Raw genomic sequence first — 25,845 nt, forward strand, 5'->3', positions numbered from 1 at the left:
AGGGTCCACCATGAAAGACACCGTTTTAAAAGTTGAAGACTTGCATGTTTCCTTCAAGACCCAAACCGGCAAAATCACTGCGGTGCGGGGCGTGAATTTCGAGTTGAAAAAAGGCGAGACCTTGGCGATAGTCGGGGAATCCGGTTCCGGAAAATCCGTGACGGCGAAGTCGATTATGCGCCTGCTGCCGAAAAGCACGACGGAAATCACAAAAGGCGATATTCTTTACGACGATAAAAGCCTGTTGAAACTATCGAATAAACAAATAACAGACATCCGGGGTTCTGAGATTTCAATGGTGTTCCAGGATCCGATGACTTCGCTGAATCCGACGATGAAAGTCGGCAAACAGATCATGGAAGGCTTGCAGCGCCATCAAAGCATGTCGAAAGCGCAGGCGCGTGAACGGGCGCTTGAAATGCTGAAACTTGTCGGCATTCCAAAGGCGGAAATGCGCCTTGATAATTACCCGCATCAATTTTCAGGCGGAATGCGCCAGCGTGTGGTCATCGCCTTGGCACTCGCCTGCAATCCGAAAGTGTTGATTGCAGATGAGCCGACAACGGCACTGGATGTGACCATCCAAGCGCAAATTCTCGATCTGATGAAAGACTTGCAGAAAAAGACCGATACGGCAATTATCCTCATCACACATGACCTTGGAGTCGTCGCCAATATGGCGGACCGGGTAGCTGTAATGTACGGCGGGAAAATCGTGGAACAAGGTACTTTGGATGAAATCTTCTATAATCCGCAGCATCCGTATACGTTAGGTTTGCTGCAATCAATGCCGAAGATGAATGAAGACCGTTCCCAGCCGCTATTGCCGATTGCCGGTTCGCCGCCGAACCTTGGGACGCTCGGGGAAGGCTGCGCGTTTGCTGCCCGCTGTCCGCATACGATGAAAGTGTGCCATACCTTTACACCGCGCGACACGGTCGTAGGAAATGATCATCATACAGCTGCATGCTGGCTGCAGGATCCGAGGACACAAACGCAAGTTAAAGAAGAGCCAGCGCTTGTCGAAGCAGGCAGTGGCTCTTAAAATAGAAACACCAATGAAAAAGTTTGCCTGTACTTGGCAAGCTTTTTTCTGTAGTCAGGAGGATGTGCCATGAAAACAGAGAAACTCAATATTTATGATGAAAACCAGAACCATCTTGGGATAGAAACACGGGAAGAGGTGCACCGGAAAGGACACTGGCACGAAACGTTCCATTGCTGGATTGTCAGTCAGGAAGAAGGTGCTGGCCGGATCCATCTGCAACTCCGCAGCAGCAACAAAAAAGACTTCCCGGGGCTTTTGGACATCACAGCTGCAGGACATCTCCTGTCGATGGAAACAGTACGTGACGGGGTACGGGAAGTGGAAGAAGAGCTGGGGCTTGCCCTAGACTTTGAGGACCTTGTGCCGCTTGGCGTCATCAAAGATCAGATTCACCAAGCTGATTTTATCGACAACGAGCATTGCCATAATTTTTTATATCGGACAAAAAACGCTGACCTAAGGTTCGAGTTGCAAAAAGAAGAAGTGGCCGGGATGGTGTCGGCTGACTTTCAAGCTTTCACAGAGTTGTGTATAGGAAAAAGGGAACATGCGGCTGTAGAAGGATTTAAAATAGCAAGTGACGGAACCGCAGAACCGTTTGCTAAAACCATCAGCAAAAAAGACATGGTGCCGCATAGTCCGGAGTATTTGAAACAGGTGGCAAGCCGAATAAAGCAAATGCTTGAGAAAAAGTGAATTGTCCAGGAAAAGCCGAAATCAAGGAGGCTGAACATGAGCAATATTGATAAACGCAACCGGTTGGACGAAGAACCCTTTACCTATAAAATTTCCAAGAGCCAAATGGTTTTTATTTCGTATAAAGGCAAAGAAATCAAAAGCGTCAAAGGGAAAGAAGCGGAAAAGCTGATTGGCCGGCTGCAGCAAGCTGAAACCTCCAAAGACCTTCAATTGGTGTTAGCAAAAGCCACCGGCCATTTTAAGCACGGCAATGAAAATATGGGGAAGTAAATGAAAAGACGTTGGTGCACAATGCACCAGCGTCTTTTGCTGTTATTTGAACAATTGAGGAATGCCGTTCGACAAAGTGTAAATGCCCATCCAAGCCATTGCGATAACAATGACGATACCGAAAATGGTCATCCAGAGCGGATGCTTATAATCGCCGACAATTTTGACTTTATGCGCAGCAACGAGCATGACACCCAGCGCAATCGGCAGGATCAAGCCATTCAAGGAACCGACAAGGACTAGAATCAACACCGGCTGGCCGATAAATACAAAGACCGAAGTGGAAATGACAATAAAGCTGATGACCAGTAAGCGGTTGTACTTCTCGAGTGCAGAACTGAATGTCCGGATAAAGGAAACGGACGTATAGGCAGCTCCGACAACAGACGTGACGGCTGCTGCCCACATGACCACACCGAAGATTTTATAGCCAATATTCCCGGCAGCCAATTGGAAAACTGAAGCCGGAGGATTAGATGGATCCAGTGACAGGCCTTGTGAAACGACGCCGAGGACAGCCAGGAAAAGGATAATCCGCATGATGGAGGCAATCCCGATGGCATAAACCGAACTGCGGGTCACTTCCGGAACAGCGGCTCTGCCGGTCAACCCTGCATCAATGAGCCGGTGTCCGCCGGCAAATGTGATATAGCCGCCAACCGTACCGCCGACCAGCGTGACAATCGCAAAGATATCAATGGTATCCGGCACAAAGGTTTTCGCTACAGCTTCACCAATCGGCGGCTGAGCGGTGAACATGACGTATAGAGTTAAAGCAATCATGACAAATCCAAGAATTTGGGCAAAGCGGTCCATTGCTTTGCCGGCTTCTTTCACCACAAAGATGCCAATGGCCAATAAGCCGCTCAAGACGGCTCCGGTTTTGGCATCAATGCCAAAGAGTACATTCATCCCAAGTCCGGCTCCGCCGACATTGCCGATATTAAAGGCAAGTCCGCCCATTACGACCAGCAGGGCCAGAAAATAACCAAGGCCAGGAAGAACGTCATTGGCGATGTCCTGAGCCCGTTTTCCGGATACAGCGATGATGCGCCAAATATTTGTCTGGGCACCAATATCAATAATGATGGAAATTAGGATAACAAAACCGAATGATGCCAGTAATTGTTCAGTAAAAACGGTGGTCTGTGTCAGGAAACCCGGTCCGATGGCAGAAGTCGCCATCAAGAAGGCGGCGCCAAGCAAAATGCTGCGGTTCGTATTCTTCATGCGTTTTCCCTCCCTTTCATTGTTTTATATAAACTCCTCCACTTTTACGATGTCAATTTCTGCTTCTTTTAATGATTTGGAGATGGCTGCTGCAAATTGGAGCGCCGTTACGCCGTCTCCGTGTATGCAGATGGTTTCGGCTTTGATCGCAACATCCTGGTTTTGTACGGTGTGCACTTTGTTTTCCTGCACCATACGGATAACCTGATTGATCGCTGTGCCCGGGTCGGTAATAAGGGCATTCGACTGGGTGCGCGGCGTCAAGGTTCCGTCTTGTTGATAGGTCCGGTCAGAAAAAACTTCATTGGCTGTGCGCAGCCCGATTTTTTCGCCGGCTTTCATCAGCTCGCTGCCGGACAAGCCGAATAGGATCAGTTCAGGATTGACTTTATAGACAGCTTCAGCAATTGCTTCGGATAAAGCGGCATCTTTAGCGGCCATGTTATAAAGTGCCCCGTGCGCTTTGACATGCTGCAAACGGCCGCCTTCCGCCTGCACAAAGCCGGACAAAGCCCCGATTTGATATACTGTCAGATCATAGGCTTCCTGCGGGGAAATGGCCATATTCCGGCGGCCGAAACCGACCAAATCCTGAAGACCTGGGTGGGCGCCGATCCCGACATTTTTCTCAAGCGCCATTGTGACGGTTTTTCGCATCGTTGCCGGGTCTCCCGCATGAAACCCGCAAGCGATGTTAGCGGAAGTTACAAAATCAAGAATTTTCGCGTCGTTTCCTAACTTATAAGCTCCGAAACTTTCTCCCATATCGCAATTCAAATCTACTTTAAACGTCATTTTCCTTCCTCCCTTTTTAAGTTGATGCCGATTTTTAATTGACGGATTTGCTGTTCTTGTTTCCTGTAAAGCTGCTGTGCATCTGTTACAGAAATTTCTTTAAACCGAATCCTTTCCCCTGGCTTCAGCTGGCTGACAAGCGGCAGGTCAACAGTTGCCACTTGCCCGATCTTCGGATAGCCGCCGGTAGTCTGCCGGTCTGCCAGTAAGACGATGGGGTTGCCGTCTGCAGGTACTTGGATCGAACCAAAAGCTACTGCTTCAGAGATCAATTCTTTTGGTTCTTCCAGTGCGAGCCGTGTTCCTTCTAACCGGTAGCCCATCCGGTCGGAATGGGAAGAAACTGCAAAAGCTTCGTTGAAAATATGGCGCTGGCTATCATGGTTAAACAACTTGAACTGGCGGCCTTTCATCATTCGGACTACCGGTTCACTGGAATAAGGTGGAGCCGCAGTTTTCCATTCCACTCCATTGCCGGTGGCGTGAAGCAAAGAAGCAGCAAGATGCGGTGAAATAGGGTTTACCGGGACTATGTCGCCCACTTGCAGCGCACGTCCGTGGAAACCTCCGATTCCGGCCCGCAAGTAAGTGGATTTGCTGTTCATCAAGTCTGGAACATCTATTCCTCCTGCGACTGCCAAATAGGCTCGGCATCCTGAACGGGGAGCGCCGAATTTCAAAACACTTCCTTCTTTGACAGAGACGGTCCGCCACATTTTCATGTCGGTTCCGTCAATTTTGGGAGACAAATTTCCTCCGCAAAGCGCGATGAACGCATCGTGCTGAAACTGGATGACAGGACCTGTCATGGTAATTTCAAGCGAGGCGGCATTTTCTCCATTGCCGACCAGCAGATTCGCTATTCTATGCGCAAAAGGGTCCATGGCACCGCTTGCGATGACGCCATATTTTTGAAAGCCGAAACGGCCCAGGTCCTGCACGGTTGTTTGGAGGCCACTTTTAATAATTTTCAGCATGCTCTTCCTCCTTCCATGCGTCGTACTCTTTTTCCGATATTCGCCTGAATACAATTTTGTCCCCGGCCCGCAGCAAGCTTGGAATTTCCTGTTCCGGACGAAACAGCCGGATCGGCGTGCGGCCGATCAACTGCCAGCCGCCAGGCGTTTCAATTGGATAGACGCCTGTCTGTTTGCCGGCAATGCCCACGGTGCGTTCCGGGATCCGCAGTCTCGGCGTCTCGCGCCGTGGTGCCGCAATCTTCTCGGACATGCCGCTGATGAATGGAAAACCGGGAGCAAAGCCGATCATGGAAACTGAGTATGTGCCGGAAGTATGGATATCGATTACTTGCTCGGGGGTCAGCCCGTTGTGTTGTGCCACAAACTCGAGGTCCGGGCCAAACTCGCCGCCATAGCAGACCGGGATTTCAATTGTCCGCGAAGGAGATGCAGCCGCTTCTTCGACATGTGGCAGCAATGCTTCAAGGTCGCTTTTGGCGGTCTCATACAAAACGGTTGCTGGATTGTAAAAAACTGCTACGGTTGTAAACGCCGGGATGAATTCCACCATCCAGGCCGGCGGCTCCGCTTCAAGCAAAGCTGCGATGGTCCGGATTTTTTTTTGTGTATTTTCATTGATTTCGGTACCGGCTTCAATAACGATTGCCCCTTCGCCGAGAGGAGAAAATGTATAGGCCATGTGATCACCTCATCCTCAGATTATTCTAACTACTCCGTTTAGTATAAGGTTTTCTATGAAGCGGCGAAAGGTTTACAAAGGCGACGGAAGGAATTTTTTTGAAAAATAAACCATTGATGTTGGAACGGAAGTGAATCCGTATGCGTACATAAATGGATGATATTCGGTTTTTAATCCCGTAGTATAGGAACCATCAAAGAAGCTAAAGCGGCAAAGGAAGAAACGGATGGAAAGTGGAGAGAGGGGAAGACGATGCTTGAAACAGAGGAATTGAAAAAAATATTCAAAGAAAAAATTGCTGTGGAAGGGGTTAACCTGCACTTGGACAAAGGTGAGGCGGCGGGCTTGCTTGGCCCGAACGGAGCAGGGAAATCTACGACGATCTCCATGATTTCAACCCTATTGAAGCCAACGTCTGGAGATGTGCGGCTAAATGGAAAGAGTGTTATCCAAGATCCGAGTGAAATGAGACGGATTTTAGGCGTGGTGCCGCAGGAAATAGCATTGTACGCAGAGTTGACGGCGTATGAAAACCTGAAGTTTTTTGGAAGGATTTATGGCCTTTCAGGAAAAGCGCTGGAAAGCGCCATTCAGCGTTCCCTGGAATTGGTCGGGCTGGCAGAACGCCAACAAGAAATTGTCAAAACCTATTCGGGCGGCATGAAGCGGCGCATTAATATGGCTGCTGCAATGATGCACGAACCTGAAGTCATTATCATGGATGAGCCGACGGTCGGAATCGATCCGCAATCGCGCAGCCACATTTTGGAGATGGTGCGCCGCCTCAATCAGGAAAAAGGTCTGACCGTATTGTATACCAGCCATTATATGGAAGAAGTGGAGCGTCTCTGTGACCGGATTTATATTATGGACCACGGAAAAATCATCGCTAGCGGCACAAAAGAAGAATTAAAAAATATCTTATCCAGTGAAGAAACGATTTGGATCGAATTAAACCGTCCACATCAAAAATTTTTCCAAGAACTGAAATCTTTTGAAGGGGTGAGACAGGCATTTGAGAAGGAGAAAGGCATCAAATTGATTCTTCCAAAAGGGAGCCTCCTGCTGAGAGAGATCTTTCAAGCTTCGGAACGCCACCAGGTTCAAATCATAAACATCAATGTCCAGACCCCTAGCTTGGAAGATGTGTTCCTTCATCTGACAGGCCGAAAACTGAGAGATTGAGGAGGCGGGCCCATGTATGCATTTTTGAAGAAAGACATCCTGGTTTTAGTGCGCAACCGGACTGAACTGGGTGTACTTCTGGCGATGCCTTTCGTTTTAATTGCGATTTTAGGATTTGCCTTAAGCGGGTTGCTTAGCGGAAACTCAGCGGTATTGTCGATGGAAGTCGCGATTGTGCAAGAAGACGAAGAACAGCGGGGGCTCGCCCGGTTTGCAGAGGAACTTGAGAAATCAGGAATGCCGGCAGCTGCACAAAGAAGATTAATGGAAGCGGCTGAAGAAACCAGCCCTTCCACTTGGCTGCAGGAGATTTTAAGGGGGGAAAGTCTCAGCAGTTTGGCAACAGTCACTGAAATGGATGCGGCAGCGGCGAGGCGCGCGCTCGAACAAGAAGAAATAGTGGCAATCCTCACCATACCGGAGGATTTCACTTTCCATGCGTTGCAAAAAATGCTGTTGGCTGCAGGGGGCGGAAGCGAGCTTCATTTGGTGGTTTCGGATCATGCACCGACCCAATCGGAAATATTCCATGATATTCTGGATGAAACTATCCGGTCACTGAATTTTGAAAGTGCCATTTCGAGTGCCGCAGGTGAAGAAGTGGTGCTGAAAGAACCACAGCCACAGTTAGGCGGTATAGAAAGCGTTTCGGCCGTCGAACCCATCTCTTCTTTTCAATATTACACGATTGGCATGGCGGTGATGTTTGCCTTATTCGTCAGCGGAATCATCTCGGCAATGGCCTATACGGAGAAAAAGCAATTTGTCTTCGACCGGATTTTGCTGTCGAATCATCATCCGTTTACTTATTTAAGCGGGAAATTGATTTCTGCAGCAGTGATCACGTTATGCCAGTTCTTTATTTTATTTTTCTTTTCTTCACTGGTCTTTCAGGCCTTCGATTTGACGGATCTGTCATTCTGGCCGGGCATGCTGCTGATTGCTTTCAGTTTGGCCACCTGCGTCGGTGCGCTGGCTGCTTTCTTAACATCTTTGATGATCCGTTTTAATAATGACACCATTACCATCGTCTTTTCGGGCATTGTTGTCACGATGTTTGCTTTTCTTGGCGGCAGCTTCACGCCTACGGAAAGCCTGCCTGTTTTCGTGCGTGAGCTCGGGGCATGGACGCCGAACGGCGCTTCTTTGAATGCGTTTCTCATCTGGGTACAGACCTTGGAAATCGGCATGCTGTGGGAACCGCTTAGCCGTGTTTTTCTGGTGACCATTGTGCTGATCATTTTAAGTCTGCTGATATTTCCGCGAAAGGGGGAGGCTTAACAATGAAAGCGGTATTTTTCCTGCAATGGCAGAGATTTCGCCGAGCCCCCGTCATGATTTTATCGTTTCTGATAATGACCATTGTCTTTGTGGCTTTGCTCTCCGGCAACAATCCGGCGGAGCGTCCGCCAATCCTCACTTACGCAGACGATTCGCTAGAGGAGGAGGCGGCGGAAGAATGGGTGGCTTTGCTGAATGAAGCAGAAGAATTCGAGTTCCGGCTAATGGGGGAAAAAGAGGTGCGCGAAGCGGTTTCGGCTGGTGATGCGCCATTAGGGCTCCGCCTCATGGACGGGAATTACCGGATCTTGCTGGCAGCAGATGATGTGAGCCGTTTTGCCTTAGAAGCATTTTTAAATAGGCAATACCATGAAGAGGCACGGCTCGAACAAGTGGAACAGCAAGTTCCAGGCAGCGATATCCGGGCCCAAGCAGCCGCTGCGCTGGAAGAGCCGGCGTTTCAAGTAGTGACGTCCACTTTGGACGGCAAAGAAGCATATCAATACGACAATCCATTACAGATGCTTTTTGGGATGACCCTTTTCTTCTCCGTCTACACTATCATGTTCAGCTTGATGAAAATTGTCGAAGAAAAAAAGCAAGGCACCTGGAACCGCTTGATTTTGTCTCCGATCGGGAAATGGAAAATTTACTTGGGCCATCTCGCGTATAGCTTCACCATCGGCTATTTCCAGATTATCCTGATTTTTGTGTTATTCAAATACATCTTTCTTTTTGATATCGGCGACCGTTTCGGGGCGATTTTAGTGATTGCTGCGTGCTACACTTTCGCGATAGTGGCGCTGGGGCTGCTTGTTATCAGCCTCCTCAGCCGTCCGCAACAACTGAAAGCGATTATCCCGATTTTGGCAACCGGCATGGCAATGATCGGCGGTGCTTTCTGGCCGATTGAACTGGTCAGCAACCGGATACTGCTGGCCATCTCTAAAATCCTGCCAATCACTTATGGGCTTGATGCATTAAAAGGCGTTGCGATATATAATCGCAGCTGGCAGGAACTCAGCGAACCAATTTTGATTTTGCTGCTGTTCGGCATGGTCTGTATGGGGATTGGCATCAGTTTGATGGAGCGGCGTTCATATTAAATGAAAAATGAAAGAAGCTGTCCGCATAGGCGGGCAGCTTCTTTGTATTTATTCCTCAATATCCACTTTTTGTGTCGCATCCGCGCCGTTGAAGAATTCGCCGGAGATTTTGGCAATGGTGCCGTCTTCAAGCATTTCTTCGATGACGCGATTCACGTTTTCCGCCAGTTCGGTATTGTCTTTGTTCATCACAACACCCACTTCGGAAGGGCTGTATTTGATGTCCGGGTGGATGGTGATGTTCAGTTCAGGAAAAGCGGCAAGCGCCAGCGTCTGCAAATAATAGTCGTTCAAAATGACATCCGTGCGCCCAATAGAAACGTCGCGCAAGTACACTTCGTTTGTGGCGTTGTCATAAACGACTTCTTCTGCGCCGTATTCACGTGCAGTTTCCATATAAACGGAAGTGGAAGCGCCCGCCGCTTTTTTGCCTTTTAAATCTTCCAGTGTCTTGATTCCGGATAAATCGTCTTTCCGGACAATAGCAGTGCCGTATGAGTACTTGAACGGCGTTGAAAACGTGAAGTTTTCTTTCCGGTCTTCGGTCACTTCAATATCGTTGGCTGCCACATCCACTTGGCCGGTTTGCACAGACGTCAGCATTTCATCAAAGCCCAGTTCAGTAAACTCAACTTCCAATTCCAAGCGTTTGGCGATTTCGCGTACGACTTCCACTTCGAATCCGGTCAGCTTGTCCGATCCTTCTTCGCGGTAGGAAGTAGGAAACAAAGTGCCGGAAGTGGCGACCGTCATGGAGCCTTCCTCCTGGATTCGATCCCATTCTGTCGGTTCTTCCTCAGCCGTATTGTCACTGCCGTTTCCACAGCCAGCCAGTAACGACAAGGCTAATATTCCAGCGAACAAAGAGCCGCTTTTTTTATTCCATAAGGTTTTCAATTATTATTCCTCCTATAATTTATTTCAACTTGAACATAGCATTAAGTAGTAAACAGAGCAAAGGTTTAATTCTGAAAAATTAAAAATAGAAAATTCTAAAAAAAGTTGACCAGGGTGGTCTAAGGGTGTATTCTGGAGTCGACCGAAGGGGTCTAAACGAGCGGAGAGGTTGGCGCAGATGGAAAAGTTCATAAATCTCAACGACATTAAAAAGCAGAAAATCTTGGATGCGGCCCTTCAGGAATTCGCAGAATACGGGTACCAGCAAGCTTCGACGAACCGCATGGTGAAAAAGGCGGGAATCGGCAAAGGAATGCTGTTTTATTATTTTAAAAGTAAAAAAGAGCTTTATGAATACTTGATTGAGTACAGTTTGGACATCGTAGTAAACGAGTACCTCAAACAGGTGGATACCGGAGAAACGGATTTTATCGAACGATTAAAGCAGGCTGCGCAAGTAAAAATGAAGGCGCAGCTGGAAAACAAGCAGGTTTTTAATTTCTTGGGGAGTTTTGTATTGGCAAAAGAAGTGGAGATGCCGCTGCATTTACAGAAAAAATACGCCGAATTGAATACCTTGGCAGCGGCGTTGATGTACGAAGGCATTGATAAGTCGCTGATTCGGAAAGAGTTGGATGCGGACAAAGCGTTTCAATTGATCCGCTGGTCAATCGAAGGGTATCAGAAGGAATTGCTGCAGCGCCTTGAAGGCCGAAAAATATCTGCCATTGATTTTGGTCCTTATTGGCAAGAGTTTTATGGCTACTTGGATATTCTCAAGAATAGTTTCTATCTAGAACGGGAGGATTTGCCATGAGCATTTTGAAAACCAGCGCGTTGACCAAGAAATTCGGAGATTTCGCGGCACTGGACGGAGTGGAGATTGAAGTCGGCAGAGGAGAAGTGTACGGTTTTATCGGTCCGAACGGTGCAGGCAAATCAACGACGATCCGTGTTCTTTTAGGGATCTTGAAAGCGACTTCCGGAAAAGCGGAAATCTTTGGGCTTGATTCCTGGGAGGAGGCAGTGGAAATCCACAAGCGTGTCGCCTATGTCCCGGGAGACGTGAATTTATGGCCGAATTTGACAGGCGGGGAAGTAATTGATCTATTTGTAAAATTGCGCGGAGGAAATGGACGAACGCGGCGGGAGGAGCTGATCCGGAAATTCGACTTGGATCCGACCAAGAAATGCCGGACGTATTCAAAAGGGAATCGCCAAAAAGTGGCTTTGGTGGCTGCATTGTCCATGGAAGCCGACCTTTATATTCTTGATGAGCCAACTTCTGGTCTTGATCCCTTGATGGAACGGGTTTTCCAGGAATGGGTGGCTGAAGCCAAGCAGCAGGGCAAGAGCATTCTGCTTTCCAGCCACATCCTTTCTGAAGTCGAAAAGCTTTGTGACAAAGTGGCAATCATCCGGCAAGGAAAGATCATTGAAACGGGAACGCTGCGCGAATTGCGCCATTTGACGGGCAGCATTTTGACTGTGGAAACGAAGCGGCCGATGCCTTTACTGCACCAGGTAAAAGGGGTGAGCGGAATTCAGGAAGATGAGGGGAGTGTCTCATTCCAAGTAGATACAGAAGAAATGGACGAAGTGGTTCGCTATGTCAGCGGGTTTGGTGTGGTCCGGCTTGAAAGTTCGCCGCCGACTTTGGAAGAGCTGTTCATGCGCCATTATGAAGGAGGAGCGGCAATGCAGGAACAGGAGGCAGCTTCTAATGGATAAAAGCTTGTTTAACGAAACAGGTACATTGATGCGCTTTATTTGGCGTCGGGACCGCATCCGTATTTCGGTCTGGCTGCTGTCGTTCGCTGCCGTGTCCATGCTGACAGCTGTTGCCTTTACAGATTTATATCAAAATGCTGCTGAACGGCAGGCGATTGCGGAAACGATGAGAAACCCGGCGATGACGGCAATGGTCGGTCCCGGGTATGGGCTCGATAACTATACGGAAGGAGCCATGATGGCCCATCAAATGCTGTTGATGACCGCTGTTGTGGTCGGGCTGATGGGCATTCTGCTCGTTGCCCGGCATACACGAAGCGATGAAGAAGAGGGGCGGATTGAATTGATCCGTTCACTGCCGGTAGGGCGTTTATCGACTCTTCAAGCGGTACTGCTATCCATGCTCATCGTCAATGTTCTTTTAGCAGTGACGACAGGCCTCGGGCTTTATGCTTTAGGAATCAACAGCATGGACTTGGAAGGTTCGCTGCTTTACGGCGCAGCTCTTGGAGCAACCGGCTTGTTTTATGCAGCCCTTACCGCAGTATTTGCACAGCTTGCCCAGAATTCGAGAAATGCAATCGGCCTTTCGGTTATCGTGCTGCTCTTTGGCTATGCTTTGCGGGCAATCGGAGATATCGGAATGGAGGCTCTGTCGTGGACCACGCCGCTCGGCTGGATTCTGCGCTCCGAGGTATATGTTCAAAATATCTGGTGGCCGGTCTGGCTGACAGTGGGAGCTGCGATCGTGCTGTCACTTCTGGCTTTGTATTTGAATTCCATCCGGGATTTGGGTTCCGGATTTCTGCCAGCGAGAACTGGCAAGGCCCATGCATCGCTGGCATTGAAAAGTCCTCTTGGCTTAGCGGCGCGGCTGCAGCGTACCGGCTTGATCGCTTGGGCAATCGGTCTTTTTTTAATCGGTGCTTCTTACGGCTCCGTACTGGGGGATTTGGAATCCTTTTTTGCGGATGTGGAAATCATGCAGGAATTCTTAGCGGAAACGTCCGGAAATTCATTGACGGAACAGTTTATTCCCATGCTGATGTCGGTCATGGCGATTATTGGCACAATCCCGGCATTGCTGGCTGTATTAAGGTTGAAAGGCGAGGAAAAGAACAACCGGCTGGAACATTTCCTCAGCCGTGCCGTTTCCAGAAACCGTTTATTGGGTAGTTATGTAGTAATTTCCCTTTTCACCAGTTTCATCATGCTGTCGTTTGCAGGACTGGGACTCGGCCTTGTAGGAAACGCCATGATGGAAGAAGGGCTGCCGCTTCGCATGTTCTATGAAGCCGCTATCGTCTATCTGCCGGCAGCCTGGGTGATGATCGGTTTGGCAACTGCTTTGATCGGATGGCTGCCCAAAGCAACAGGCCTCGTATGGCTGTATCTGGTTTTCTCTTTCACTGTTGTATATCTGGGGGCTTTGTTCCAGTTTCCCGGTTGGACAGAGAAGGCGACGCCTTTTGGCTATATTCCGCAGCTGCCGGTTGAAGAGCAAAACATGACGGCTTTGGCCATCTTGACGGCAGTCGCTGTAATTTTGCTGATAGCCGGTTTTACAGGTTTCAACCGAAGAGATATCAGCAATTGAAAGAAGGAGTGTATGCGCATTGGAAAAGGTAATTCCCAAAATCACCACATTTTTAATGTTTTCAGGCCAAGCAGAAGAAGCGATGGAGTTCTATACGGGTTTGTTTGAAGATTCCCGTATCGAAGCTATTGTCCATAACGAAGATGGGACGGTCATACAGGCTACTTTTACATTAAAGGGGCAAACCTTGATGTGTATTGACAGCGTGGTCAATCATGAATTTACGTTTACACCGGCAATTTCTCTTTTTGTTACATGCGATAGCGAAGAAGAGATTGACCGTTTGTTCGGCGAACTTTCAGAAGGCGGCGGTGTTCTTATGCCGCTCGATGAATACCCGCACAGCAAAAAGTTCGGCTGGCTGGTGGACCGCTTCGGCGTGTCCTGGCAATTGAATTATTAAAAAGAGAAATCCTGCAGGGGAACGGACATGTAAAGTTTCCCTGCAGGATTTTTATGTGATTCAAGCCTGGAAAAACGTTTTTCATTAAAAGAACAGCCAGACAATGACAGGACCCAAAAACGATCCAACAACCGCACTTAATGTCATCGCGACAGAGCTCATCGACGCTTCTTCCGGTCCATATTCAAAAGCTTTCGCGGTGCCAAGCCCGTGGGCGGAAGAACCAAGGCCGATGCCGCGGCCGATTGGCGAGTCGATGTGCAGAGTTTTCAAGAGCCATGGCCCGACAAGGATTCCGGTAAAGCCGGCGACCATCACATAGACGGCGGCTAGTGAAGGAATGCCGCCAAAAGCTTCCGCCATTTGCATGGCGACTGGTGTGGTGATTGATTTCGGCAGCATCGTCAAAATCATTTCAGCGGAAAAGCCGAACAACTTCGTCAACAAAGATCCGCTGAGCAGGCCGATAACCGAACCTGCCGTTACGCCAATGGCAATGGGCAGCAAGTTCTTTCTGAGCAGTTCCCGCTGCTTGTAAAGGGGCACCGCCAAAGCTACAACCGCCGGTCCGAGCAATTCACCGACCCACTGGCCGCCCAGCATATAAGTATCATAAGAAACATCAAAGACGAGCAAAACAATCACCAATGCCACGGTGGTAGTCAATACGGGGTTTAAGATGGTCCAGCGGTATTTTATGTATTGGCTGTTCAAAAACAAATAGAGAACGGTTGTCAGTCCTGCAAAAAGCAGGGACAGAAGAAAAATGTCCATATTCAGTTGCCCTCCTTTTGCTGCGTCGTACGAGCTGTCCATTGGCTTATCAATGCAGAAACCGCCATGGTCAAAAGCGTGCTAAAGATGGCAATGACCAGAAGCCAAACGCCTTTTCCGGTAAAAACATCGGCATAATCGATGACGCCGACTGTCGCCGGAATAAAATACAGCGACAGGAAAGCCAGCAGGAAATGAGCCCCGGAATCGATCCATTTCAGCGGATAGATTTTTAGGAGAAGGACAGTAAATAAGAGCAAAAACCCGATAATGCTGCCTGGGAGCGGCAAGTTAAAAAGTTCACGCAGCCATTCGCCAAGCAAATAAAAGCCGAACAAAACGGCAAGTTGAATAAAAGTAAGAAGAAATTTCATCAGCAATCGCGCCTTCCTTTAAAATGAACGAGTGAAACGGTGCAAGATTTATTTCACTGTCATTTATTTTACCGCAAATTTTATGAAAAGCGAGAGGTGTGCATATATATAGAAGGAACTGATTAAAAATAGAGGAATTGTATGTTTATTCAATGCGAAAGGCAAAGGAATTCAGGCAGCACTTGGAGTGAAACTTCTCCATTGGAACAACGTAATTATCTGTATAAAGAAAGGGGAATGGACAATGGGCAACTATACAATTGATGAATTTATTCAACAGACCAAGCAAGATGAACAAGAGAACGATTATTTTGAACTGGAAACGCCGCGCATCTTGGAAGTGAACTTGTCGGATATGGTATGGGCAAAGGCAGGCTCCATGATTTCGTATACCGGCCAGATCAAATTTGAGCGGGAACGGCTGCTTGAACACGGCGTGGGGGTCATGTTCAAAAAAGCAATGACCGGCGAAGGGGCTTCTTTGATGAAAGCTACCGGCCGGGGGCGCCTGTATTTGGCGGACCAAGGCAAAAAAATCACCATTTTTGAGCTGAATGGCGAATCGATCACGGTTAATGGCAATGACCTTCTCGCTTTCGAACCGGGCATCGAGTGGGAAATTAAAATGATGCGGAAAGTGGCCGGCATGATGGCGGGCGGCTTGTTCAATGTAACGTTAAAAGGAAAAGGAAGAGTCGCCATCACTTCGCATTACGAACCGTTGACGCTGCTGGTAAAACCGGGAGAGCCGGTGATTACTGACCCGGGAGCAACGGTTGCCTGGTCCGGCAATTTAACACCGGAGTTCCGGACAGACATCAGCATCCGGACGTTTCTAGGCAGAGGCAGCGGCGAATCGATCCAGATGGAATTTACCGGTGAAGGTTTTGTTATTGTGCAGCCGTTTGAAGAAAAGTACACTGCCACAAATATACCAATGTAAGCTGTTTGAATCGTGGATAATCGGGAATAAAAAAAGTCAATCAGCTGTTTCATTTCGGATGAAAGGAGCTGCCGCTATGGCGACGAACGGTAAATTGGCTGAAGAGCTGGAATGGCAGTTCCGGAACGAAGTCGATAAACAAATAAGGAAAACGCATGAATCCGGACAGACGCTTTATCATTACACCAGCCTTCAAAGTTTGATGGGAATGGTCGAAACCAATAATTTGTGGATGAGCAAAGGCAATTTTTTAAATGACTCCAGTGAATTGATTTATTTCTCAAATGTGCTAAAAAGTATCATCGGGAAAATGAAAATTCAGCGAGAGACAGAACTTTGGCAGTTGTTTATACAGGAACTGGAAAGTTCAATGGAACGGTTCTTGGAAGGAATCGAGAGAAGCGGCTTTGAAGTTTATATTTTTTCGCTGTCCTATTCGCCGGACTCGCTGGCTCTTTGGTATAACTATGCAAAAGGTGAAGGATATAACCTTGGTTTTGATGCGGAAGAACTTCTCCAAAAAGCGGCTGCTTTCCCGGACGACTCGGATGTCCTGCACGGTCTGGTTGTATACGACCGGCAAGAACAGGAATTGATTTTGATGAATTTTTTGATTGAAACCTTCAAACGGGTGGTTCAATACGAGCCGGATGAGATTAAAAAAGCATTGCCGAACCATTTCTTAACGGTTATTGCGACATGTGCCATCTTTTTTAAAGACCCGGCTTTTAAAAGCGAAGAGGAATACCGGATTGCGTATATGAATACAAGCGGCAATATGCATCAGGCAGTACGTTTTCGGGCACAGAATGGTGTAATCATTCCATTTATCGCGGTTGATTTTGAAGAACGCCTCCCAATCAGCCATATCACCATCGGTCCGAAGAACAATATTGATATAGCCAGAAGAGGCATAGAGCATTATTTAAAAAGCAAAGGCTACAATATGAAGAGCTTCTCCATCAGTAAATCTGTTGCCGCCCTTAGGTATTGACTCTAAAACGGCAAGGAGTGGTTGGATGTATCTGGATTTAGCAGGAAAAACTGCAATTGTCACGGGCGCTTCAAAAGGGATTGGCAAAGGAATCGCCGAACGCTTCGGCAAAGAACAGATGAACGTTGTAGTGGATTACCATACAGACCATCAAGGTGCGGAAGATACCGTTGCTGCGATTGTGGCAAACGGCGGCAATGCCGTGGCTATAGAGGCTGACGTATCGAGCGAAGCAGGAATTCAAAAGCTGATGACTGCGGCAATCGATCAATATGGAAAACTGGATGTGCTGGTGAATAATGCCGGCTTCAGCGAAAGCGAACCTTCTGAAGAATTGACTTTGGAAAACTGGCAGCGCGTGTTGGATGTGAACTTGACGGGTGCTTTCATCGCCAGCCGTGAAGCGATCAAGCACATGTTGGAAAATGGAGGGGAGGGCTGCATCCTCAACATTACGAGTGTCCATCAAACCATTCCGAAAGTGAACAATGCCCATTATGCGGTAACGAAATCCGGTTTGAAGATGCTGACGGAAACGCTGGCGCTGGAATATGCGGAACAAGGCATCCGGATTAATGCCATCGCTCCCGGCACCATCAATACACCCGCTAATCCGGCAGAAGATGCCGACCCGGAAGAAAAGGAAAAAATTCTTGAGAAAATTCCGATGAAAAAAATCGGGCAGCCGGAACAAATAGCTGCAGCGGCAGCCTGGATTGTATCTTCAGAAGCAGATTATGTGACCGGCACTACATTATTCGTAGATGGCGGCATGACTTTATACCCTTCTCAATTAAAATAATCCCAAAAGCTTTGCCGACTCGGTAAAGCTTTTTTATATGCCCATTTTTGCTGCAGTACATGTTTTATCAAGGGTTGGGACGATTAAGTTATTCTGAAAAAATAAGACCTTTGACTAAATTCACTAAATAGACAGACTTTTTTAAAATTAGTGGGTATAAAACGTTGCAATTTCTTAAAAATGCTGTATTATTACTTTATGCGATATATTGCATACTTTTTAAGCGTTATATTGAAATTATTGTCTAATGAAACCACAGGAAAATACATGGTGATATACACCTAGGAGGAAAACAGAATGGATACGAAATTATCTTTTAAAGCTTATGCGGTCGTCGGCATGATGTTATTCGCATTATTTTTTGGAGCAGGAAATTTAATCTTTCCGGCACAGCTCGGCCAATATGCCGGTTCAGAAGTATGGATCGCTATTGCCGGATTTTTAATTACAGGCGTCGGCTTGCCGCTGCTTGGAATTTTGGCAATCGGCTACTCGAAGAGCAGTGACCTTCAAGATTTGTCAAGCCGTGTTCATCCGATTTTCGGATTGATCTTTACAGCAGCGCTGTATTTAACAATCGGGCCGTTCTTTGCTTTGCCAAGAACCGGTGCGGTTTCTTACGAAGTCGGGATTGCACCGTTTATCGGACAGGAATACATGTCAGTCGGCCTTATTGTTTTCTCGGCCATTTTCTTCGGAATTGCCTTATTGCTTTCCTTGAATCCTTCAAAAATGGTGGACAGCATCGGGAAGTTCTTGTCGCCGGCGATTTTGGTGACACTCGGCCTGCTATTAGTGGCGGCCATTTTCAATCCGATGGGCTCGCCGGAAGCGCCGCAGGAAGCTTATTCGAGCGGAGCTTTCTTGAAAGGATTCACCGAAGGCTATAACACAATGGATGCTTTGGCATCTTTGGTATTCGGGATCATCGTTATCGCGACTGTGCGTAAACTGGGTGTTACTTCGTCCAAAGGCATTTTAACTGCTACTCTAAAAAGTGGGGTTGTCGCAGCTGCTCTATTGGCGATTGTTTACACAGGAATTGCATACTTGGGTGCGACAAGCACAAGTACGCTGGGCGTTTTGGAAACAGGGGGTCCTGTACTAAGCGGAACATCTGGCCATTACTTTGGAACATTCGGTACTTTGCTCTTGGCGGTCATCATTACGTTGGCTTGTTTGACAACAGCAATCGGTTTAATTGTAGCCAACGCTGAATTTTTCCATAAGCTAACGCCTAAAATCAGCTACAAAACCTATGTCGTGATTTTCTCAGTGTTCTCGTTTATCGTAGCCAATGCAGGTCTGGCGAATATTATTACGTATTCAATTCCAGTCTTGATGTTCTTGTATCCTCTTGCGATTGTCCTGATCATCTTGGCTTTCACTTCACCATTGTTTAAGCATGATCGACTTGTTTATGTGGCGACGATCACAGTAACGTTCTTTATTGCAATTATCGATGGCTTGAAAACCTTGACAGGTTCACTGGGAGTTGCAAATCCGGGCTGGCTGCAAGCGATTATCGATTTTTATGCCGCTGCTTTGCCGTTATATGCAGATGGATTGGGCTGGTTATTGCCGGCAATTATCGTGATTGCCGTTACGGGCTTGATTGCACGCAGCAGAAAAGGCGTAAAAGTTCATACAGCTCAAAACGAAGGTTAATAAAAGTTAGCATTGGCGAGCCTGAAATTCAGGCCCGCTTCTAAATATAAAAAGCTGCCCCGAAAGCTAATCGCTTTTGGGGCAGCTTTTACAATGGAATCAAAACCGGAAATCAATTTACAGACAATTCTTCTACGGTGCGGATCCAATTCGACTTCATCAGTTTTGTGGCTTTTTCAATATCTTTATCTTTAAAGGTTTGGATAATTTCAATGTGTTCATCCACTGAAGACTGGGTCAAAATCAAAGAATGATGGAAAAAGAGTCTTCTGACATGGGCTTGAAGGCGATTTAATATATTGTCGACATATGGATTTTGGGAAGCGGTCACAATATGTTGATGGAATTCTTCATCAATTTTAAGCGCCGAGAAGTTGTCTTTTTCTTCAACAGCTTCAGCAAAGCGTTGGTTTGTATGTTCCAATAGCTCAATCAACTCGTCATCTGAGTTGGGAATGGCCAGTTCTACGGCTAAGGACTGCAGTGCGGCCAGTGGAGGCAAGAGGATTTTGATGTCTTCTTTATCCACTTTTGTGACATGCGTTGCTTTGCCAGGAAACATTTCCACAAATCCTTGGACTTCCAATAGCTGCAAAGCTTCTCTGACTGGGGTTCTGCTTAGATTAAGGGCTTGTGCAAGCTCCGTATCGACTAGTTTTTCTTCAGGCTGCAATGTACCATCTATAATCCACTGTTGTAGTTGTTCAAATGCGCTTTCCTTCGCAGTGATGCGAATCGGTTTGGCATGGTTTACTGGAATCGGCATTGCAGATTCATCCTTTCTATGTCGTGCAGTATAGAATAATTATACCCTATTTTGTGGAAAAATGAAATATTCTTAATGCAATATATTGCTGGTGTCGGTCTTGACTAGTTTCCGTTTTGCTTTTTCTGAATAGGGAATAGGAAAATAAGCTTTTAAAAGGAGGCCATACGATGCTCGCATTTGTACCAAGCAAAGATACCGAAACAATTGCCATGGAGTTTAACGGAAAAGCCACTCGGGAAGATTTGGAGAAGTTCGACAAAGTCACCCAGGAAAAGTATGGGGAAAAGGGCGGCTTCAATGTATATTTGGTGGTTCATGATTTTGACGGTGCAAGCGCCAAAGCGATGTTGGAAGAAATGAAGATTGACGTAAAACGCTGGAGCCAATATCAGAAACTGGCAGTGGTCAGCGATAAAAGCCTGCTCGGGGCGATGGCGGAGTTTGCCGGTTATTTACCCGGCGTCCAAGCGAAGCATTTCGAAATGGACGAAATGGAAACAGCTTGGGAATGGATTAAGAACTGATTGAAAAGCCTTGCGAACCTGCAAGGCTTTTTTGCTGGAAGTTGAAGTTCCTTTTGGCGATGGTATGAATAGGGATCGCTTTGTATTAAACTGAAGAGAAGACAAATGTGTTTTAACGGATAGGATGAGTGATGATGAGACAAGAAATTACACTAACGGTGACAGATAAAGCGAAAGCAGAATTCCAGCGGGGATTTCCACTGATTGCAAAAGAAGCCCTTGAAGATGCCGATAAACTTGCTCAAGAAGGAACGATTGTAAACCTGGTGGACAAGCAGGGCAAGTTCCTGGCGAAAGGGTACCACGGCAAACAAAACAAAGGCTACGGCTGGGTATTAACTCGCAACAAAGACGAAGCGATCAGCCAAGGGTTTATGGAACGCACGTTTTCTGCAGCGATTGACCAGCGGCAAAGCTTTTTCAACAATCCGGATACAACGGCTTTCCGTGTGTTCAACGGAGAAGGAGATGGCTTCGGCGGTTTGACAATCGACTATTATGCCGGTTTTTATTTGCTGAACTGGTATAGCGAAGGCGTGTACAGTTTTAAAGATGAAGTGGTTGCGGCGCTGGAAAATGTCGTAGATGCGAAAGGCATCTACGAGAAAAAGCGTTTTGATACAAAGGGCCAGTACATTGAAGACGATGATTTTGTAACCGGTGAACGCGGGGAGTTCCCATTAATCGTAAAAGAAAACGGCGTGAATTTTGCGGTTTACTTGAACGACGGGGCGATGACGGGGATCTTTCTGGACCAACGGGATGTCCGGAACGCCATCAAAGAAAAATATGCCAAAGGCAAAACGGTTTTGAACACCTTCTCTTACACAGGCGCTTTTTCGGTAGCGGCAGCAATCGGTGGTGCAGCAAAAACGACGAGCGTTGATTTGGCGAAGCGCAGTTCAGCGAAAACCATTGAACAGTTCAGTGTGAATGGCATCGACTATGAACATCAGGACATTCTTGTCATGGACGTTTTCAATTACTTTAAATACGCGAAACGGAAAGAATTGAAATTCGATTTGGTCGTTCTCGATCCGCCAAGTTTTGCGCGTTCAAAAAAATACACATTCAGCACAGCGAAAGACTATACCAACTTGATGAAAGAAGCAATTGCGATTACGGAACAAAAGGGCATGATTGTCGCTTCGACCAACAGCGCTTCGTTCGGCATGAAGAAATTTAAGGGCTTTATCGAAAAAGCTTTCAAAGAAGAAGGCAAGAAATACCGCATTGTTGAGGAATACACGCTCCCTTCTGATTTCCGTGTACGCAAAGAGTTTAAAGAAGGCGATTATTTGAAAGTGTTGTTTGTGGAATTGGTTTAAGGAAAGCATAAAGAATGCAATAAGCGATTGCAGGAGACTGCCTCAAACACCTACGGATTTTTTTCCGTAGGTGTTTTTGTCTTTGTCTGCCGATTGCCGGTGAACTGTTCTATAATGGAATTATCTGATTATAATATTTGAAAGGAGGAAATTTAATGGCAAGAGCAATAAGTTCCCCTTTGGCTGGGAATCCGGTTTACCCGGTTATGTTTGCGATGGGCGCTTGCCATTTGCTGAATGACTCCTTGCAAGCCGTCATCCCGGCAATGTTTCCGATTCTGGAAAAAGACCTTGGCTTAACGTTCACTCAACTCGGAATGATCGCTTTTGCATTGAACATCGTCGCCTCTTTGCTGCAGCCGGTTGTGGGCTTTATCAGCGACCGCAAACCGATGCCGTTCGCTCTGCCGCTTGGCATGACCAGTTCGCTCATCGGCATGGCGGGCCTGGCATTTGCTCCGGAATACTGGATGATTCTCGTGTCGGTGATGTTCCTGGGGTTCGGTTCAGCCATTTTCCATCCGGAAGGCTCTCGTGTTTCTTATATGGCAGCGGGCACGAGACGGGGTTTGTCGCAGTCGATTTACCAAGTGGGCGGAAACTCAGGGCAGGCGCTGGCGCCTTTGATCAGCGCATTCATTCTCGTGCCGCTCGGGCAACACGGCGCCGCTTTGTTCTTATTTGTCGCAGCTCTCGGCATCTTCATTCTTTCCAAAATTTCGTTTTGGTATAAAGAGCAGCTGGCCAAGGAGAAATTGCAAAAAGGCAAAAAGGTTTTGCTGTCTTCGCTGCCGGAATTGACCAAAAAACAAGTGGGTGTGGCTTTGGCATTGTTGTTGATCATCATTTTTGCCCGCTCATTTTACGTCACCAATATGACCAGTTTTTACATTTTTCATTTGATGGATTCATACGGCCTGACGATTCAAACGGGCCAGCTTTACATTTTCTTATTTTTAGCAGTCGGGGCAGCCGGCACGTTCTTCGGCGGACCGATGGCGGACAAAATCGGCCGGAAAAACGTGATTGTCTTGTCGATTCTCGTTCCCATCCCCTTGGCGATTGCACTGCCTTATGTACCACTGGTTGTGGTAGTTATTCTCCTCGCATTGATCGGTTTTTTCATCATGCTGAGCTTCTCGGTAACCGTCGTCTATGCCCAGGAGCTGGTGCCGAGTAAAATTGGTACGATGTCCGGACTGACTGTTGGGCTTGCTTTTGGCATGGGCGCAATCGGCGGCGTCGTGATTGGTATTTTAATGGATTACATCGGAGTCTACGAAACGATGGTTGTCGTCTCGTTCCTGCCGATTATCGGCCTTGTCGGTTTAGGTTTGCCGAAAGACCGCAAAATAACCGCTGCATAATCTGACAAAAAGGATGATGAACATGGACAAAGCAATTCCTGAAGTTCCCGAAGAAATCCGCACCGAACGTTTATTGATACGCATGCCGAAACCGGGAGACGGAAAAGTGGTGAATTCCGCAATCCGGGCTTCCATCAAAGAACTGAAAGCGTGGCTGCCTTTTGCCCAGCAGCTGCCTACTGCCGAAGAAACGGAAATCAATACATTGGAAGCGCATCTCAACTTCTTAAAGCGTGAAAATCTGCGTTATCTTATTTTTAACAAAGAGACAGGCGAGTTTATCGGGTCGAGCGGATTTCATGCGATTGAATGGGATGTGCCGAAGATGGAAATCGGCTACTGGATCGATACGCGCTGGAGCGGCTTTGGCTATATGGCAGAAGCGGTATCTGCGCTGTCTGAACTCGCTTTGGATGGGTTCGGGTGCAAACGCTTGGAAATCAGATGCGATGCTGAAAACGTAAAAAGCCGGGCCATTCCTGAAACCCTTGGCTTTGTTCTGGAAGGCATCTTACATAATGATGAACTGTCAGTGGACGGCAAGAATCTGACGGATACGTGCATTTACGCGAAATTCATGTAAATAAGAAAAGAAAGCAGAAATTTAATTTTTAGAATGGAGCTTTCGATGATGGAAAAAGCACAAGCAACGACAAGCATAAAAACATTTATTTCACTTCTACTTTCGTTAAAGATTCCGAAGTGGGCACTGATTATTGGGTTGGGTTCAAGCGTTATTACCACGTTAGTGGGACTGGCAGTTCCGCTATTGACCAAGAATTTAGTGGACGGCTTTTCAATTGACGCAATTAGCCCGTGGCTGGTCGGCGGCTTGGTCGCTGCTTTTATCCTCCAAGCTGTCATCAACGGAATATCGATTTATTTATTAAGTCTGGTCGGTCAAAAAATCGTGGCGAACTTGAGGAGACGGATGTGGACCCATTTGATCCGGCTGCGGGTTCCGTATTTTGACCAGCAAGCGAGCGGGGAAACGGTCAGCCGTGTCGTTAACGACACGGGGATTGTCCGCAACTTGATTACCGACCATTTTCCACAGTTCATCACCGGCATCATCTCCATTATCGGAGCGGTCATTATCTTGCTGGTGCTCGATTGGAAAATGACGTTGATCATGTTGTTGTCTGTACCGATCACGATTGCCATCATGATTCCGCTCGGGCGCCGGATGGCCAAGATTTCCCGCAGCTTACAGGATGAGACCGCGGTATTTACCGGCCATGTACAGCAAACGCTGAGCGAAATCCGTTTGATGAAATCTTCAACCGCTGAAAAAGTAGAAGAAGATCGAGGCTTAGGCGGCATTCAAAAGCTCTTCAAAATCGGATTGAAAGAAGCGAAAATCTATGCGCTTATTGCACCGCTCATGTACACCGTTGTCATGGCGGTCATCGTCCTGATAATCGGCTACGGCGGCGTGCGGGTGGCAGAAGGAACGATGTCGACAGGTTCGCTGGTGGCGTTTCTTTTGTACCTGTTCCAAATCGTCATGCCGATGACCAGTTTTGCGCTGTTTTTCACGGAAATTCAAAAAGCGAAAGGAGCCACCGAACGCATTATCGGCATTCTGGATTTGCCGCTTGAAGAAGGGCAGGAAGGTCTTGTAATTGATATTGCCAATAAAACCTTGCGGCTTGAAGGAGTGGATTTTGCATATGAACAAGGGGAACTCGTTCTTCGGAATATCACCTTTGAAGCGAATCCGGGTGAACTGATTGCTTTTGCAGGTCCAAGCGGAGGCGGGAAAACGACCGTTTTCGGTCTGATCGAGCGCTTTTACGAGCCGACTGCCGGAACCATCACCATTGGGGGCATTTCGATCAACGAATTGTCGATGATTTCCTGGCGCAGCCAAATCGGCTATGTCTCTCAGGAAAGTGCAATGATGGGCGGCACTATCCGGGCAAATTTAACATATGGTTTGCCGGATGCCAATCAGATTCCAGATGAGGAGCTGTGGCATGTTGCGCGCATGGCTTATGCCGAAGAATTTATTCAAGGCTTTCCGGACGGCCTGGATACAGAGGTCGGGGAGCGCGGCGTGAAATTGTCCGGCGGCCAGCGCCAACGGATTGCAATTGCCCGGGCTTTTCTCCGCGATCCGAAAATCCTCATGATGGATGAAGCGACTGCGAGCCTCGACAGCCAGTCGGAAGGCATTGTCCAACAGGCTTTAAGCCGCTTGATGGAAGGACGTACAACCTTGGTGATCGCTCACCGCCTGTCGACCATTGTCGATGCAGACAAAATTGTGTTTATTGAAAAAGGGCATGTAACAGGCGTTGGAACCCACCTCGAACTCAGCCGTTCCCATGAACTTTACAGCGAATTTGCCGAACAGCAATTAACTTAAATTTCATGCTTGACCTTGACGTTGCGTAAA

27 protein-coding genes are annotated in these 25,845 nt (G+C 47.4%); 19 read left to right on the forward strand and 8 right to left on the reverse strand.

What is annotated here, in order from left to right:
* Positions 1 to 10 precede the first annotated feature (10 nt).
* The 3 genes from HU147_RS05635 (at position 11) to HU147_RS05645 (ending at position 2,017) form a co-directional block, all read left to right on the forward strand.
* Positions 11 to 1,045 carry an ABC transporter ATP-binding protein gene (locus HU147_RS05635; RefSeq protein ID WP_224075325.1) on the forward strand — a complete coding sequence of 345 codons (1,035 nt, stop codon included), beginning with the start codon at positions 11 to 13 and terminating at the stop codon, positions 1,043 to 1,045.
* Between the two features lie 69 nt (positions 1,046 to 1,114).
* Positions 1,115 to 1,744, forward strand: coding sequence for an NUDIX hydrolase (locus HU147_RS05640; RefSeq protein WP_224075326.1), 630 nt, complete (start codon positions 1,115 to 1,117; stop codon positions 1,742 to 1,744).
* Between the two features lie 36 nt (positions 1,745 to 1,780).
* Complete coding sequence (locus HU147_RS05645; RefSeq protein WP_224075327.1) at positions 1,781 to 2,017, forward strand: hypothetical protein; 237 nt, start codon at positions 1,781 to 1,783, stop codon at positions 2,015 to 2,017.
* Positions 2,018 to 2,059: 42 nt separating this feature from the next.
* Here the strand turns inward: HU147_RS05645 and HU147_RS05650 are convergent, their stop codons facing one another.
* From HU147_RS05650 to pxpB, 4 genes are read right to left on the reverse strand one after another with little or no spacing between them, the layout of a single operon-like run.
* Positions 2,060 to 3,247 carry an NRAMP family divalent metal transporter gene (locus tag HU147_RS05650; protein WP_224075328.1) on the reverse strand — a complete coding sequence of 396 codons (1,188 nt, stop codon included), beginning with the start codon at positions 3,245 to 3,247 and terminating at the stop codon, positions 2,060 to 2,062.
* Between the two features lie 24 nt (positions 3,248 to 3,271).
* On the reverse strand, positions 3,272 to 4,042 hold the full coding sequence (locus HU147_RS05655; RefSeq protein ID WP_224075329.1) for a LamB/YcsF family protein: 771 nt from the start codon (positions 4,040 to 4,042) through the stop codon (positions 3,272 to 3,274).
* Positions 4,039 to 5,019, reverse strand: coding sequence for a biotin-dependent carboxyltransferase family protein (locus tag HU147_RS05660; protein WP_224075330.1), 981 nt, complete (start codon positions 5,017 to 5,019; stop codon positions 4,039 to 4,041). The genes HU147_RS05655 and HU147_RS05660 overlap by 4 nt, the downstream gene beginning before the upstream one ends.
* Entirely contained in the window at positions 5,003 to 5,701 is a 699-nt protein-coding gene (gene pxpB, locus HU147_RS05665) for a 5-oxoprolinase subunit PxpB (protein ID WP_224075331.1), read from the reverse strand. The genes HU147_RS05660 and pxpB overlap by 17 nt, the downstream gene beginning before the upstream one ends.
* A 252-nt stretch (positions 5,702 to 5,953) precedes the next feature.
* Between pxpB and HU147_RS05670 the strand changes: the two genes are divergently transcribed.
* The 3 genes from HU147_RS05670 to HU147_RS05680 are packed head-to-tail and all read left to right on the forward strand — an operon-like array spanning position 5,954 to position 9,273.
* Positions 5,954 to 6,886, forward strand: a complete 933-nt coding sequence (locus HU147_RS05670) for an ABC transporter ATP-binding protein (RefSeq protein WP_224075332.1) — start codon at positions 5,954 to 5,956, stop codon at positions 6,884 to 6,886.
* Between the two features lie 12 nt (positions 6,887 to 6,898).
* Positions 6,899 to 8,167, forward strand: coding sequence for an ABC transporter permease (locus HU147_RS05675; RefSeq protein ID WP_224075333.1), 1,269 nt, complete (start codon positions 6,899 to 6,901; stop codon positions 8,165 to 8,167).
* Positions 8,168 to 8,169: 2 nt separating this feature from the next.
* The gene (locus tag HU147_RS05680) at positions 8,170 to 9,273 is read left to right on the forward strand and encodes an ABC transporter permease (RefSeq protein ID WP_224075334.1); all 1,104 of its coding nucleotides are present in this window, start codon (positions 8,170 to 8,172) and stop codon (positions 9,271 to 9,273) included.
* 48 nt (positions 9,274 to 9,321) lie between these two features.
* Here HU147_RS05680 and HU147_RS05685 read toward each other — a convergent pair whose 3' ends face one another.
* Positions 9,322 to 10,170 (reverse strand): transporter substrate-binding domain-containing protein, encoded by an 849-nt coding sequence (locus HU147_RS05685; protein WP_224075335.1) that lies wholly within the window; start codon positions 10,168 to 10,170, stop codon positions 9,322 to 9,324.
* A gap of 178 nt (positions 10,171 to 10,348) precedes the next feature.
* Between HU147_RS05685 and HU147_RS05690 the strand changes: the two genes are divergently transcribed.
* The 4 genes from HU147_RS05690 to HU147_RS05705 are packed head-to-tail and all read left to right on the forward strand — an operon-like array spanning position 10,349 to position 13,901.
* Positions 10,349 to 10,987: a TetR/AcrR family transcriptional regulator gene (locus HU147_RS05690; protein WP_224075336.1), complete on the forward strand. Its 639-nt coding sequence runs from the start codon at positions 10,349 to 10,351 to the stop codon at positions 10,985 to 10,987.
* Entirely contained in the window at positions 10,984 to 11,901 is a 918-nt protein-coding gene (locus tag HU147_RS05695; protein ID WP_224075337.1) for an ABC transporter ATP-binding protein, read from the forward strand. Before HU147_RS05690 ends, HU147_RS05695 begins: the two co-directional genes overlap by 4 nt.
* Entirely contained in the window at positions 11,894 to 13,498 is a 1,605-nt protein-coding gene (locus HU147_RS05700) for an ABC transporter permease (RefSeq protein WP_224075338.1), read from the forward strand. Before HU147_RS05695 ends, HU147_RS05700 begins: the two co-directional genes overlap by 8 nt.
* Before the next feature lie 19 nt (positions 13,499 to 13,517).
* On the forward strand, positions 13,518 to 13,901 hold the full coding sequence (locus tag HU147_RS05705; protein ID WP_224075339.1) for a VOC family protein: 384 nt from the start codon (positions 13,518 to 13,520) through the stop codon (positions 13,899 to 13,901).
* Positions 13,902 to 13,985: 84 nt separating this feature from the next.
* Here the strand turns inward: HU147_RS05705 and HU147_RS05710 are convergent, their stop codons facing one another.
* Together HU147_RS05710 and HU147_RS05715 are read right to left on the reverse strand one after the other, a co-directional pair.
* Positions 13,986 to 14,675: an LrgB family protein gene (locus tag HU147_RS05710; protein ID WP_224075340.1), complete on the reverse strand. Its 690-nt coding sequence runs from the start codon at positions 14,673 to 14,675 to the stop codon at positions 13,986 to 13,988.
* 2 nt (positions 14,676 to 14,677) lie between these two features.
* Positions 14,678 to 15,049: a CidA/LrgA family protein gene (locus tag HU147_RS05715; RefSeq protein WP_224075341.1), complete on the reverse strand. Its 372-nt coding sequence runs from the start codon at positions 15,047 to 15,049 to the stop codon at positions 14,678 to 14,680.
* Positions 15,050 to 15,293: 244 nt separating this feature from the next.
* Here HU147_RS05715 and HU147_RS05720 point away from each other — a divergent pair, with 244 nt between their 5' ends.
* The 4 genes from HU147_RS05720 to brnQ all read left to right on the forward strand — a co-directional run bounded on the left by HU147_RS05720 (position 15,294) and on the right by brnQ (position 19,456).
* Positions 15,294 to 15,992 carry an AIM24 family protein gene (locus HU147_RS05720; RefSeq protein ID WP_224075342.1) on the forward strand — a complete coding sequence of 233 codons (699 nt, stop codon included), beginning with the start codon at positions 15,294 to 15,296 and terminating at the stop codon, positions 15,990 to 15,992.
* A 76-nt stretch (positions 15,993 to 16,068) separates the two neighbouring features.
* Complete coding sequence (locus HU147_RS05725; RefSeq protein WP_224075343.1) at positions 16,069 to 16,986, forward strand: DUF2971 domain-containing protein; 918 nt, start codon at positions 16,069 to 16,071, stop codon at positions 16,984 to 16,986.
* A 25-nt stretch (positions 16,987 to 17,011) separates the two neighbouring features.
* Entirely contained in the window at positions 17,012 to 17,788 is a 777-nt protein-coding gene (locus HU147_RS05730; protein WP_224075344.1) for a glucose 1-dehydrogenase, read from the forward strand.
* 297 nt (positions 17,789 to 18,085) lie between these two features.
* A complete protein-coding gene (brnQ, locus tag HU147_RS05735; protein WP_224075345.1) occupies positions 18,086 to 19,456 on the forward strand; it encodes a branched-chain amino acid transport system II carrier protein in 1,371 nt (456 codons plus the stop codon).
* Between the two features lie 112 nt (positions 19,457 to 19,568).
* On the opposite strand, the gene HU147_RS05740 is transcribed toward brnQ, so the two are convergent.
* On the reverse strand, positions 19,569 to 20,222 hold the full coding sequence (locus tag HU147_RS05740) for a GntR family transcriptional regulator (RefSeq protein ID WP_224075346.1): 654 nt from the start codon (positions 20,220 to 20,222) through the stop codon (positions 19,569 to 19,571).
* A 170-nt stretch (positions 20,223 to 20,392) separates the two neighbouring features.
* On the opposite strand from HU147_RS05740, the gene HU147_RS05745 reads away from it, so the two are divergent.
* The 5 genes from HU147_RS05745 (at position 20,393) to HU147_RS05765 (ending at position 25,815) form a co-directional block, all read left to right on the forward strand.
* Positions 20,393 to 20,749 (forward strand): STAS/SEC14 domain-containing protein, encoded by a 357-nt coding sequence (locus HU147_RS05745; RefSeq protein WP_224075347.1) that lies wholly within the window; start codon positions 20,393 to 20,395, stop codon positions 20,747 to 20,749.
* A gap of 134 nt (positions 20,750 to 20,883) precedes the next feature.
* A complete protein-coding gene (locus tag HU147_RS05750) occupies positions 20,884 to 22,077 on the forward strand; it encodes a class I SAM-dependent rRNA methyltransferase (RefSeq protein WP_224075348.1) in 1,194 nt (397 codons plus the stop codon).
* Positions 22,078 to 22,232: 155 nt separating this feature from the next.
* Positions 22,233 to 23,444, forward strand: a complete 1,212-nt coding sequence (locus HU147_RS05755; RefSeq protein ID WP_224075349.1) for an MFS transporter — start codon at positions 22,233 to 22,235, stop codon at positions 23,442 to 23,444.
* Between the two features lie 22 nt (positions 23,445 to 23,466).
* Entirely contained in the window at positions 23,467 to 24,027 is a 561-nt protein-coding gene (locus tag HU147_RS05760; protein ID WP_224075350.1) for a GNAT family N-acetyltransferase, read from the forward strand.
* Positions 24,028 to 24,075: 48 nt separating this feature from the next.
* Complete coding sequence (locus tag HU147_RS05765; protein ID WP_224075666.1) at positions 24,076 to 25,815, forward strand: ABC transporter ATP-binding protein; 1,740 nt, start codon at positions 24,076 to 24,078, stop codon at positions 25,813 to 25,815.
* Positions 25,816 to 25,845: the final 30 nt, after the last annotated feature.

The organism is Planococcus chinensis, assembly GCF_020071995.1.
Lineage (GTDB): Bacteria > Bacillota > Bacilli > Bacillales_A > Planococcaceae > Planococcus > Planococcus chinensis_A.